Annotated in this window: 12 protein-coding genes and 1 pseudogene; 9 read left to right on the plus strand and 4 right to left on the minus strand. The window is 40.2% G+C overall.

Annotated elements, in window-relative coordinates:
• Window positions 1-6 precede the first annotated feature (6 nt).
• On the plus strand, window positions 7-1,380 hold the full coding sequence (locus A7P55_RS13525) for an 8-oxoguanine deaminase (protein WP_171552492.1): 1,374 nt from the start codon (window positions 7-9) through the stop codon (window positions 1,378-1,380).
• Window positions 1,381-1,431: 51 nt separating this feature from the next.
• Here A7P55_RS13525 and hpxO read toward each other — a convergent pair whose 3' ends face one another.
• Together hpxO and A7P55_RS13535 are read right to left on the minus strand one after the other, a co-directional pair.
• Window positions 1,432-2,589: an FAD-dependent urate hydroxylase HpxO gene (gene hpxO / locus A7P55_RS13530; protein ID WP_171552493.1), complete on the minus strand. Its 1,158-nt coding sequence runs from the start codon at window positions 2,587-2,589 to the stop codon at window positions 1,432-1,434.
• 445 nt (window positions 2,590-3,034) lie between these two features.
• Window positions 3,035-3,748: an FCD domain-containing protein gene (locus tag A7P55_RS13535; RefSeq protein ID WP_016542918.1), complete on the minus strand. Its 714-nt coding sequence runs from the start codon at window positions 3,746-3,748 to the stop codon at window positions 3,035-3,037.
• 163 nt (window positions 3,749-3,911) lie between these two features.
• On the opposite strand from A7P55_RS13535, the gene alc reads away from it, so the two are divergent.
• From alc to A7P55_RS13555, 4 genes are all read left to right on the plus strand, one after another.
• A complete protein-coding gene (gene alc / locus A7P55_RS13540) occupies window positions 3,912-4,916 on the plus strand; it encodes an allantoicase (RefSeq protein WP_171552494.1) in 1,005 nt (334 codons plus the stop codon).
• Between the two features lie 67 nt (window positions 4,917-4,983).
• On the plus strand, window positions 4,984-5,520 hold the full coding sequence (locus tag A7P55_RS13545) for an ureidoglycolate lyase (RefSeq protein ID WP_171552495.1): 537 nt from the start codon (window positions 4,984-4,986) through the stop codon (window positions 5,518-5,520).
• A 260-nt stretch (window positions 5,521-5,780) separates the two neighbouring features.
• Window positions 5,781-6,269 carry a hypothetical protein gene (locus A7P55_RS13550; RefSeq protein WP_171552496.1) on the plus strand — a complete coding sequence of 163 codons (489 nt, stop codon included), beginning with the start codon at window positions 5,781-5,783 and terminating at the stop codon, window positions 6,267-6,269.
• Window positions 6,270-6,458: 189 nt separating this feature from the next.
• Entirely contained in the window at window positions 6,459-7,010 is a 552-nt protein-coding gene (locus tag A7P55_RS13555) for a DUF4375 domain-containing protein (RefSeq protein WP_171552497.1), read from the plus strand.
• 105 nt (window positions 7,011-7,115) lie between these two features.
• Here the strand turns inward: A7P55_RS13555 and A7P55_RS13560 are convergent.
• Window positions 7,116-7,562 (minus strand): annotated as a pseudogene (locus tag A7P55_RS13560) (2OG-Fe(II) oxygenase family protein); the annotation flags it as partial.
• A gap of 222 nt (window positions 7,563-7,784) precedes the next feature.
• Here A7P55_RS13560 and A7P55_RS13565 point away from each other — a divergent pair.
• Both A7P55_RS13565 and A7P55_RS13570 read left to right on the plus strand, forming a co-directional pair.
• Complete coding sequence (locus A7P55_RS13565) at window positions 7,785-8,063, plus strand: hypothetical protein (protein ID WP_171552498.1); 279 nt, start codon at window positions 7,785-7,787, stop codon at window positions 8,061-8,063.
• 107 nt (window positions 8,064-8,170) lie between these two features.
• Window positions 8,171-8,368: a hypothetical protein gene (locus A7P55_RS13570; RefSeq protein ID WP_171552499.1), complete on the plus strand. Its 198-nt coding sequence runs from the start codon at window positions 8,171-8,173 to the stop codon at window positions 8,366-8,368.
• Window positions 8,369-8,464: 96 nt separating this feature from the next.
• Here the strand turns inward: A7P55_RS13570 and A7P55_RS13575 are convergent, their stop codons facing one another.
• Window positions 8,465-9,478: a 2OG-Fe(II) oxygenase family protein gene (locus tag A7P55_RS13575; RefSeq protein ID WP_065342281.1), complete on the minus strand. Its 1,014-nt coding sequence runs from the start codon at window positions 9,476-9,478 to the stop codon at window positions 8,465-8,467.
• A 366-nt stretch (window positions 9,479-9,844) separates the two neighbouring features.
• Between A7P55_RS13575 and A7P55_RS13580 the strand changes: the two genes are divergently transcribed.
• Together A7P55_RS13580 and A7P55_RS13585 are read left to right on the plus strand one after the other, a co-directional pair.
• Window positions 9,845-10,300 (plus strand): hypothetical protein, encoded by a 456-nt coding sequence (locus A7P55_RS13580; RefSeq protein WP_171552500.1) that lies wholly within the window; start codon window positions 9,845-9,847, stop codon window positions 10,298-10,300.
• Between the two features lie 439 nt (window positions 10,301-10,739).
• Window positions 10,740-11,732 (plus strand): ABC transporter substrate-binding protein, encoded by a 993-nt coding sequence (locus A7P55_RS13585; protein WP_016542925.1) that lies wholly within the window; start codon window positions 10,740-10,742, stop codon window positions 11,730-11,732.
• Window positions 11,733-11,747: the final 15 nt, after the last annotated feature.

An 11,747-nucleotide genomic window follows, 5' to 3' on the forward strand; every position in this document is an offset into this window, starting at 1 on the left:
ATAATCATGATGGCCAGCTTAAATTGCCGTTCAAGAATCTGGATTAAACAACCACTTGCAATTTATACCGCGAATCAACTCGATGCGAGTAATGGCTTGGTGATTGAAAATAATAAAATCATCGAGGTTTTGGCAAAGGATCAGCAACCCAGTCAGCCCTGTGATGAGGTATTCGATGCCAAAGACCTGGTGGTGATTCCTGGCTTGGTAAATAGCCACCATCATTTTTATCAAACCTTGACTCGAGCTTGGGCACCTGTGGTTAATCTCCCTTTATTTCCATGGTTGGTTAATCTGTACCCAGTATGGGCACGTCTAAATCCAGAACAGTTACATGTGGCGACTCAAGTGGCTTTGGCCGAGTTGTTGTTATCGGGTTGTACCTTTGCTGCGGATCATCATTATTTATTCCCGCAACAATTGACCGATGCAATTGATATTCAAATCAATGCCGCACAGCAATTGGGAATGCGGGTGATGTTAACCCGAGGTTCGATGAGTCTTGGACAAGAACAGGGTGGTTTACCGCCACAGCATACCGTGCAAAGTATGGAGGTCATTTTAAGGGACAGTGAACGCTTGGTGCAGACCTATCATCAACGCGGGGATAATGGCATGGTCAATATTGCCTTAGCCCCATGCTCACCCTTTTCGGTGACACAGGAGATTATGCGAGAAAGCGCGCAACTTGCCCAAACACTGGATGTTCGATTGCATACACATCTTGCGGAAACCTTGGATGAGGAAAGCTTCTGTCTGGAAAAGTTTGGCATGCGCACGGTGGATTATTTAGAACACGTGGGTTGGCTAAATGAACGGACATGGTTGGCACATGGTATTCATTTTAATGCAGATGAAATTCAGCGTTTAGGGCAGGCGGGTGTGGGAATCTGTCATTGTCCACATTCCAATATGCGCCTCGCCTCAGGGATTTGCCCAACCCTTGATTTAATGCAGGCAGGTGCCAAGGTGGGGTTGGGCGTTGATGGTTCCGCCTCTGGAGATGCTTCAAATTTAATTCTGGAAGTTCGTCAGGCCATGTATTTACAACGTTTAAAATACGGTGCTGAACGGATTACTCCTGAGTTGGCCTTGCATTGGGGAACCCACGGTTCCGCACAGCTATTAGGGCGTGGACAGCATTTAGGACAATTTGCGCCTGATTATCAGGCCGATTTAGCCTGTTATAAGCTCGATGAATTGAAATTCTCAGGTAGTCATGACCCAATTGCAGCCTTGCTCTTGTGCGGTGCGGATAAAGCGGAACATGTGATGGTCGCAGGCCAGTGGCGAGTCAAACATGGAGAGATTCAAGGGCTTGATTTAGAAGAACTGAAAGCAAAACATCGTGCTGCAGCAAAAGCCTTATTGGCGGCTTAAGAAATCGTGATTGATTTAAAGGAGGGGGCTGATAAGCGCCCCCTTTTTAATCTAATCGAGTGGATTGCCAATAATATTACTGATAATCCCTTGCATGATATGTGAGCCTTGTTCTTGGTACAGCGATTGATACCATTCTTCAGTCACTTGAGGATCTTTCATATGGGTGACATCGCAACGCTTACGGGCTCGGAGCACCATTTCTTTAGTGCGATCATTGCGCTTGTTTTGATAACGCGCCAATGCATCCTCTAAACCAAAGGTATTGATTTGTAAGGCGCGGGCGAGGTAAATCGCATCTTCCATGGCTTGACAGCCGCCTTGTCCGATATCAGGGGTGGTGCTATGCGCTGCATCACCGAGTAGCACCACACGTCCTCTATAAAAATCCATAAACGGTTCAATGTCATGAATTTCGACACGATTGGTTTTTTGCACATCTAAACGTTCAATCAGTTTTTGTACAGGTTCACACCAACCGCTGAAATGGGATTTCAGGTCTTGCTTATACTGTTCACGCTGATTTTCCAAACCAGCCGCTAGCGGCACATCAAAGAAAAAATAGAAACGATTTTGGGCAACGGGCATCAGTGAAACACGCTTACCTTCACCGATATACGTCGTCCATTGCATGGCAGGTGCAATCGCTTCATCAATATCAACCAAACCATTCCAATTCACATAACCTGCATAGCGACGTTCAACTTGGTAACCGAGGACAAATTTTCGGGTGAGCGAATGTGTGCCATCTGCACCAATCAGTAAATCGGCTGTAATTTGTGAGCCATCCTGAAAATGAAGGGTGACATCATCTTGATGGCTTTCAATCTCGGTCATTTTCATGCCCAGTTTGATATCTGCCAGACCAAATTGTTGCATTAATAATTGTTGTAGATCAGCTCGGGCGACAGGATAGGCACGTTGTCCGACTTCTTTATATAATGGTGATAAGCTAAATTGAGTCATGGTTTGTTGGCTCAGTCCATCCACATAGGCCAAAGATTCCATTTGTCCACCAAGCGCCTGAATTTGATCGGTTAAGCCCAGATAGTTGAGGCACTTCACCCCATTTGACCACAGTGAAATAGCGGCGCCGACGGGTAAGATTTCGGCAGCTTGTTCATAGATCGTGACCTGATGACCAAATTTTTTTAAAGCGATACCAGCAGTCAAACCGCCCATACCTGCACCTACAATCGCAATATTCATTGTTCAGACCCTAAAATATAAATAAGTTTCTAAACAGTTCTAAGCGAGAAGTGTGCCAATTTTAGCAACTGGTTTTACTGGTCATACCAGACAATTTGCTTTATTAAAAAGCAAAAATAGAAAGGCTGCATGGATATGGTTCAAAGCATGGGGCAAAGTGGTGCATTAATAAAAGTTCAAGTTTTTATCTAAAACACAAGTAAGATTTTTTTTTAAACGAGTGTGATTGCGAAAGGATACCTATGTTTAAAACACATTATAAATAATTTGCTTTGGTAGACTTTAATACGATAGTTTTTTACTTTACTTTTGAAGGATCAAAAGTAACAAAAATCCTTTGTCTAGCTGATGGTACTTCCCTGATACCACAGCTAAACAGGCGGCATCCATGCCGCCAGTCACGATAGTGAATAGATGCATATATTCAAATTAAATAAGGAGTTTTTTAAACATTCTCATGTCGAGAAAAGTACACACCCGCCCGTTGTGCAGCACCAATAATATGCGCTTGCATAGCTTTTTCAGCCGCAGCTGCATCCTGATGAAATAAGGCTTGCAGAATTAACTCATGTTCTTGAATAGTTTTAAATGCCAGATTAGGTTGAACAAAAGGTAGGATCTGGCTTTTTTTAATCCATTCAGTATGCATTTTAAGTGTTTGAATAATTGATTGATTATGGCTAAGTTCAATAATGTGCTGATGAAAAGCATAATCAAATTCAGAGGCTGCCTGCCAGTTTTGTTCTTTGATTGCACTGGCAAGGGATTGGTAGTGTTGCTGTAGGGTCGACTTATCCTGTTCGGTTAAATATTCACATGCAAGCAGGGCACAGAAACCTTCCAGTACATAACGTAATTGATAGAAATCTTTAAGCGAAACACGGTGTTCGCCATCCCATTGTTCTGCGGCTTGGCTATGTTGCGAAATCACATAAACCCCTTTACCCGCCTTGATTTCCAATAAGCCTAAAGCGGCAAGACGGGTTAATGCCTCACGTAAAGAAGCACGACTGATTCCCAACTGGAGGGCAAGATCACGTTGCGATGGTAAGGCAGAACCGACTGCATACGTATTTTGTTGAATGCGTTGATGAATCACTTCCACCGCTTGCTCAGTCACCTGAGATGATTTTCCATTGAGCATCGCCTGTGGACTCATCAGCAACACACCTTAAATATAAAATAAACAGTTTGATTCTACACAAAATTTATCTTTTTGTTGGCGCTGTTGCTTAAAAATAGCTATATTTTTAATAACAGGTCAGACCAGTTGGACTGGATCTTGCATAATAGAATAGAAATGAAACCTTCAGGAATGATCAATGACAGTGCATGTTGCTAAAACCGTAGCTTTACCGACCCATTTGCAGGCGTCCACCAATCTTGCTGATGCCAGAATTGGTGCAAGTATCGTCAGTTGTTCTGATGAGTTTTTTGCAGAAGCGGCAAGAATGTTGCAAAGCACACCCGCTCAATTCATTGAAGGAAAATATGATGACAATGGCAAATGGATGGATGGGTGGGAAACGCGACGTAAACGTGAGTCTGGTTATGATTGGTGTATTGTTCGTTTAGGCGCAACAGGGACTGTATCTGGATTTGATATTGATACCTCATTCTTTACAGGTAATTATCCAGCCTCTGCTTCTATTGAGGGCTGCTATGCACCAGATAATCAATTAGAAGGTATCACTTGGACGACGTTATTAGAAAATTCGGTTTTATCTCCAGATCAGCATCATTTTTTCGACTGCGCTGCTCAGAAAATTACCCATATTCGCATTAATATTTTCCCTGATGGCGGTATTGCTCGTTTAAGAGTCTATGGCCGTGTGCTGCTCGAAAATGTCGATACAACCCAGCAGATGGATTTGATTGGTTTAAAAAATGGCGGGCGTATTGTGGCCTTTAGCGATGCGCATTTTGGCCATCCGAATAATTTACTCAGCCCTGATCGTGGTTTAAATATGGGCGATGGTTGGGAGACCAAACGTCGCCGTGCTCCTGGTTTTGACTGGTGCATTATTGCCTTGGGACAAACCGGGCAGATTGAAAAAATTGACGTCGATACCGCGTATTTTAAAGGGAATTTTCCCGCTTTTTGTTCGATTCAAGCCGCTTATGTTGAAGATGCGACTGATGCGCAACTTATTCCGCAGAGTATGTTCTGGCCTTTTGTATTGGAACAGCAGCCTTTGACCATGGACAATATTCATGAATATGTTGCAGAAGTGCTTCAGCATCAAAAAGTGAATTATATCCGCGTCAATATGATTCCTGATGGCGGGATTAGTCGGATTCGTTTATGGGGGAAAGCGCTTAAATAATTTCTCATGAATGAATAGCCTCATTGTGACCCAATGAGGCCAATAAGAAATTGAAGAGAATAAACCTATGCATGAAAAAAATATTGAAATTCGGCCTTTAACTCAAGACAGTTTTGCTGCTTTTGGGGATGTGATTGAAAAGAGTAACAAAGACTTTATTCCGATTAATCAGGGACTCACTGAACGCTATCACGCCTTATCTCTGGCACAGATATCAGGTGATCAGGTCGCCGTAGGGATGAGTATTTTTCATAATCTTTTTGCAACTCCCATTCCATTTCAGATTGAGATGTTAGAACGACATCCTTATGGTTCACAGTCTTTTATTCCATTGCAGCAACAGCAGTTTATTGTTGTTGTGGCGTTGCCTTTTGATCAAACGCGACCTGATGAGCAGCGGATTCAAGCTTTTATCAGCAATGGGCAGCAGGGAATTACCTACCATCAAGGGGTATGGCATCATCCTTTAATTACTTTGGAAGCAAATAGTGATTTTCTGGTAGTGGATCGTATTGGTGGCGGCAGTAATTGTGATGTCCATCATTTATCTAAACCGAGCTGGATCACTGAGGCTTTAGTACAGTCAGAGATCGTGAATTTGTAACCATTAAACTATGCTTTCATATTTTCTTTTAAAAGGCCTATTCTGTTTATTAATCTAGTTCATTTGGAAGGTTTTTTAGGTTCTTTCCTTGATATAATTTTATTTCTTACAGGGTTTACGAAATAGAACCAGAAGATCCCCTGCAAGAGAAGTCTTATGTTCTTGAAGGCAATATGAAATCATTTTTTAGTCAAGAGTTTTGCCTTGTTCTTATAAATCTTAATATTTAAAATATATTGAATCGATGTTGAGCGATCCTAATGAGTATTGATAAAAAGAAGTTTATTAAGGTTGCGCAAGCACATTTAACATCTATAGAACATCAATTAAACAAAGAGTTAGCCATGTTGTCTAATCGATCATGGCATGAGACAACAAAGTTCTTGCTTATAGAATACGATTCATCACAGTTTGATAGTCAATTTTCTGTGAGCTTATGGGCGATGGATGAGTGCGGTAATTCTATTAATTCTAATACACATGACTTTCTAATTGATAATACGATTGCAATTCCTGTGGAGATATATGACTACGATAATTATGCCAATGATGAAGAATGGGATGAAGTTGATCCTTTGGCAACTGCGTCAACACTGATAGAGCAATGGTTTGCTCAACAATGGAATATTCATACATTAATAAATTTTCCCGCATATATCGGGCACCATGATAGTTACTTCAAAACTGAATTATCGAATCTCGTGCAGATAGATTGGGATGCTATTCTCAAACGTGCTCAGACCAGATAAAACAATAGTTTAGGGTCAGAATTAAATAGCTGACCATTAACATGGCGGCGTAATATTGTTCAAACATTTGCAAAGTTAAAAGCTGGAGAGCTTTGGCAAGGATCAGCTTATTCTCATGAAAGAGAAATAAAATTGGCTTTTAAATTTGGTCTGAAACTTCCAGCTTAAAACCAAAGGGAAAATTTACTCATGCGGCAGTTAAACAAAATCTTTGTCTCAAAAAAAGCCTTTGAGAGTAGTGACACTTTTAGACTGATTGGATCTAATATTTCAGTAGTGAATGTATTGAGAGAAGAAGGCATTGATATAGAGTCTATCCACCCCGATGCTATGAGCAGTTTCTACGTGGATTTTTATTTAGCTCAATACAACAATGGTAATTTTTCGCAGTTTGTATGGAACACACAATGGTCGCCAGAGTTAAATGAGGAAATCAGCAATAGCCTTAAAAAAATAGGTGCAGAGAAGCATTTGCAATTGTTTATTCAACAATGTGAAAAAGTAGACAACCTACTCGATGGTGAACTGGAAAAATATATTAATAGCGAATATTTTGGTCCTAACCTAACTAGAGATGCACTTAACAATGATGCGTTTTATGACTTAAATAATACTGAAAATTTAACCCTGTTAAACGGGCAATGGCTAAGAAACCACCCCGATTTGCTGGTGCTTGAAATTGACCAAATGTTTGATGAAATAGAAAAGTTTTTAGGACGGAAAATCCAGCGTGAATATTAAAATACGTTGGAGAGATCACGGAAAAGATCATAAACAGAAAAATAAATCGATAATTTTTTAATAGCAGACAGAGACAATTTGCCTCTGTCTACACTGAATCAACGATTAGTATTTCCCTTTAAAATTCGCACTAATTCTTTGTTTTAAATATTCCTTGGCTGTAATTGCTGGATATTTCTTTTATGGGCTTTCGATCAGCACATCTTCATTGGCTTGGCAGAAGAAGGCGAGGCTATAACGTGCTCCTTGATACTCATTTGCTTCTGGATTTTTGACTCGGTGGAAATTAGAAGGTAATTGATCATCACTCCAACGCATCAACATATCGCCGATATTACAGGTGATCACATCATCCAGTGGTTCGATACTGGTCCATTGTTGCTGTTCCATATCTTTGCCTGAACAGACTTGCAGACCACCTTGACCGTTACGTTGGAACAATAAGGTTAAACAATCAAAATCGGTATGTGCACCTGCACGCCATAGACCTAATTGATCTTTTAAAGCTGGATCAATGGCATAGTAATGCAGCATTCTTTAATTACTTTGGAAGTAAATAGCGATTTTCTGGTAGTAGATCGGATTGGTGGCGGCACTAATTGTGATATTTATCAGTTAGTGGAATTTTGTTCTGTCGGAAAGTGATATTTGGGTATTAATAAAATACCAGTTGTAGTTTAAACATTTTTTATACAGATTAGTATTCTCTGTAATGATTTATTTAAACTAATTTAAGTTATTCTTGCTTTTCGATTTTAAAGTAAAACTGTGAAAATGAAAAAAATTGTATTGTCACTATTGATTGTATTACTTGCAGCTTGTTCTAAACCTGAAGGTGATCGAAATTCAAATGAAAAATCAACAATTCAAACTCAAGAGAAATCCAGTGAAAAAGTTGATGATTTATTTTTAGGGTATTGGAAAAATAAAGGAACACCAGATTTAAGAAATAAGCTAATTATTGAGATAAGGCAAATAATGGTGGTTATGATATGTCAGATGCTCTTACTGGAGAGTTTCTTCGAAATCTTCGGTCAGAAGGTAATACACTGACATCTGGTGGTGAAACTCCTCTAGTTTTTAGCTTAAGAGAAAATAATTCTGAACTTAAAGTTAATTTTGTAACTTAAGAGCGTATTTCTAAAGATCAATTCGATGTTTTGAAAAAAGAAAAAGATGAGTATCAAGCTAAATGCGGAAAACTTGAAAGCGAATACCGAGCAGAATTATCAAAAATACCTCAACCTGATATTGCAGAATTATTTGCATCTGAAGAGGATAAGAAAAAAGTAGCTGATATTAATGCTAAGTATGCAGAAATTCAAAAAGCTAATCCTGAATGTAATATTCTTAAATGATAAAGTTCTTTACAAGGTAAGTTTAATCATTATCGAGCTTAATGCTAGTGTTTAAACTAAATTCAGCCAGTATTTTTACTGGCTGAATGGCTAAAATCAGTACTTCCCTTTAAAATTTGCACTAATTCTTTGTTTTAAATATTCCTTCGCTGTAATTGCTGGATATTTCTGTTGTGGGCTTTCGATCAGCACATCTTCATTGGCTTGGCAGAAGAAGGCGAGGCTATAACGTGCGCCTTGATATTCATCTGCTTCTGGATTTTTGACACGGTGGAAATTAGATGGCAATTGATCATCACTCCAACGCATTAACATATCGCCGATATTACAGGTGATGACATCATCCCGTGGTTCGATACTGGTCCATTGCTGTTGTTCCATATCTTTACCTGGGCAGACTTGCAGACCACCTTGACCATTCCGTTGGAATAATAAGGTTAAACAATCAAAATCGGTATGTGCGCCTGCACGCCATAGACCTAATTGATCTTTTAACGCTGGATCAATGGCATAGTAATGCAGCATTCTTAAAGTGCTTTGATAACTGTCTTGTTCAGGATCATGGGCAAGGCTAAAGAAGTTATCAGCAAAACCCAGTTTATAAGCAAAACAGGAGAGTATTTTCATACCCACATGCCAACACGCCTGTTCAAATTCAAGCATGGTATTTTTAAAGTCAGGTAGCTCTTGCTCTGTTGGATAAAGCCCATCCATACGTGGACGAGTAATTTGGTAGGATTCTTTTTGGTCTGGGGTACTGGTCGATGGACGGACTTGGGCCTTACTTTCCCAACCTGCATTTCGATGGAGTGGGTAGCGTGCTTTGACTGGTTCAGGCAGAGCAAAAAACTGTTGTGTCATGTCAAATGCAGTTTGAATCTGCTCAAGCGGAATACCATGATGCGAGACCTGAAAGAAACCAATATCAGTGGCAGCCGCCCAGAGTTGTTCCGCAATTTCATATTTGCGTTGTTCAAAGTCAGATAAATCAATTACTCGAACTTCGCGTTCAAAAGTTTCTTGACCCAAAGCTCCCATACGCGCTTCTTTTTGCAGTTCTTCTAAGCTGTAGTCATGTTCAGCGATTGGAGTCATATTGGCGCTATTCATATTTCAACCTCATCTTTTGGATAAACCGTGACCCAATCAAATAGATTGAAAGAGACGGGGCCACATTCAAAAAAGAGCCGCACGTTCTTCAAAAGACATTTCCTAATGAAGAGCATGAGCTGATTTCTGAGCAATGACCCGCATAGCAGTCGATGTAACTGACTATGCTGAACGCTTCTACTCTGACAGAAAGAATGAAGCACTTTTTGTGCCAGTTTATAAAGTGAAATAGATTGATGCTAAGATTGGCCTGAATTTTGAGCTATGTTGAATGGTTTAGTTTGGGGTGTGTTTCATTTAAATATAAGGCGTCAATCGGGCGTAGAATAAAACCAAGAGCTAGGCTATCTGCAATACAGGACAGTAATGAGTGTATTTAATCGGCATACAATAAATTGCCCACCATTTGGATTATTGAAATATGGCAGTGCACATTGGCTGGGAGAGGTTGAACTTGATGCATTCGAAGGGATGTTTCGGGTTATTGTTCGAGCAAAACGTGGTGGTCCAACCGATGCTCAGATTGCAGCAATGACGCGTTTGCTTTCTGATGTTGCGACCATCAAGACATTGGCAAGTAAGGCAATGGTTGATGTTTTTGTGGATTGTGAACTTCTTCCAAGCGACTTTGGTTCTGATGTGCATCATATCTGGCAGTATCTTTCCCCTTGTGAAATAGAGGTCTCCGATGAAAATTATTTTGGCGGTGGTGATAATCGGATCAATATAATGATTCTTTTTGAGTCACCACAACATTTGGATTTTTTACCCGCTATAGTGACGATTGATGGGTACTTTGAGGAATGTATTTCGGGAACTTGATGGCGACTTATTTTTTTAAATCTAATTTCAGAATGATTGTCGACATGTAACCTCGTTATTTAAAAGATCAATTTATTCGGTCGCATAGTTCATTTAGAGTGCATCTGTACTTACTTAACGCACCATTAAACTGCATACAAAACCAAAGACTCAATGCAGTTGATTCATCTAAAAACAACTAATAATAAATCCAACCTAGAGAATTGCTATAAAAAACAAGATCAAATCAATCTTGGCACAGAGCTTGCTAAATCATGATTGAGTATAAGCGGTCAGTATGTTGCAAACATACGGGACATTGCTCTACAGCGTTTGCTGTTCCTCTTTTGGGGACAAAGCCAATTGATTTTTGGTTTTGAGAGAAATGTGTAGCTTATACATTGATTGACCCCCTAAAAAGAATAGCAAGATGAATCCATACAGATTTAGGGGTCTTAATATGAATATTCAGCACTATGTGGGCAAAGGACGACGTACTGTTATCGCGGGCGCGTTATTAGGGCTAGGTACAGTTCTTAGCTCAACCAGTTTTGCAGCCGATAAACTGGTTTTACAAACTACTTGGTTTGCACAAGCCGAGCAAGGGGGATATTACCAAGCACTGGCACAAGGAATTTATAAAAAATACGGGCTTGATGTCGATATTAAAATTGGTGGCCCACAGGTCAATAACATGACCTTATTATTGTCAAAACGTGCCGACATTATTATTAATTATGATCTACAGGTCTTAAAAGGCATCGAAAGTAACTTTCCCATCAAAGCGGTGGCAGCACCATTTCAATTTGATCCACAAGGTGTGTTAACTCACAGCGATGTAAAGTCTTTGGCCGATCTCAAAAGCAAAACCATTCTAGTCTCGACCAGCGGACAAGCAAGCTGGTGGCCTTGGTTAAAAGGCAAATATAAATTAGATGCCGCGCAGGCACGCCCTTATACCTTCAATATGCAGCCATTCTTAGCAGGCAAAAATGTAGTACAGCAAGCCTATGCCACCTCGGAAGTCTTTCAGGCGAAAAAAGCAGAACCATCAAGTAATTTCTTTTTATTTGCTGATGCGGGTTATCCAGCCTATGGCGGCATTTTAGTGACTCGCAATGATGTCATTCAAAATAAACCTGATGTACTGCGCCGTTTTGTTCAGGCATCGATGGAAGGATGGAAAAACTATTTAGCTGATCCACGTTTGGGCAATAGCATCATTAAAAAAGAAAACCCGAATATGAATGATGAACTGCTGACTTTTGCGGTCGGGCAAATGCGCAAATTAAAACTGATTGATGGTGGAGATGCTAAGACCCAAGGCATTGGCGTGATGACAGACGCACGTTGGAAAGCAACCCGAGATTTTATGGTGAACGCAGGTTTACTCAAAGCCCAAACCAATTGGAAAGCCGCTTATACCACGCAGTTTGTTAAAGCTGCCAAATAATCTTAGATACTTGCC

Source organism: Acinetobacter sp. Ac_5812 (assembly GCF_013072695.1).
Classification (GTDB): domain Bacteria; phylum Pseudomonadota; class Gammaproteobacteria; order Pseudomonadales; family Moraxellaceae; genus Acinetobacter.

Coding starts and splice junctions, on each gene's coding strand:
- A7P55_RS13585 (WP_016542925.1), top strand. CDS start 10,740: ATGAATATTCAGCACTATGTGGGCAAAGGACGACGTACTGTTATCGCG.
- A7P55_RS13575 (WP_065342281.1), bottom strand. CDS start 9,478: ATGAATAGCGCCAATATGACTCCAATCGCTGAACATGACTACAGCTTA.
- A7P55_RS13525 (WP_171552492.1), top strand. CDS start 7: ATGATGGCCAGCTTAAATTGCCGTTCAAGAATCTGGATTAAACAACCA.
- A7P55_RS13550 (WP_171552496.1), top strand. CDS start 5,781: ATGAGTATTGATAAAAAGAAGTTTATTAAGGTTGCGCAAGCACATTTA.
- hpxO (WP_171552493.1), bottom strand. CDS start 2,589: ATGAATATTGCGATTGTAGGTGCAGGTATGGGCGGTTTGACTGCTGGT.
- A7P55_RS13565 (WP_171552498.1), top strand. CDS start 7,785: ATGAAAAAAATTGTATTGTCACTATTGATTGTATTACTTGCAGCTTGT.
- alc (WP_171552494.1), top strand. CDS start 3,912: ATGACAGTGCATGTTGCTAAAACCGTAGCTTTACCGACCCATTTGCAG.
- A7P55_RS13580 (WP_171552500.1), top strand. CDS start 9,845: ATGAGTGTATTTAATCGGCATACAATAAATTGCCCACCATTTGGATTA.
- A7P55_RS13545 (WP_171552495.1), top strand. CDS start 4,984: ATGCATGAAAAAAATATTGAAATTCGGCCTTTAACTCAAGACAGTTTT.
- A7P55_RS13535 (WP_016542918.1), bottom strand. CDS start 3,748: ATGAGTCCACAGGCGATGCTCAATGGAAAATCATCTCAGGTGACTGAG.
- A7P55_RS13555 (WP_171552497.1), top strand. CDS start 6,459: ATGCGGCAGTTAAACAAAATCTTTGTCTCAAAAAAAGCCTTTGAGAGT.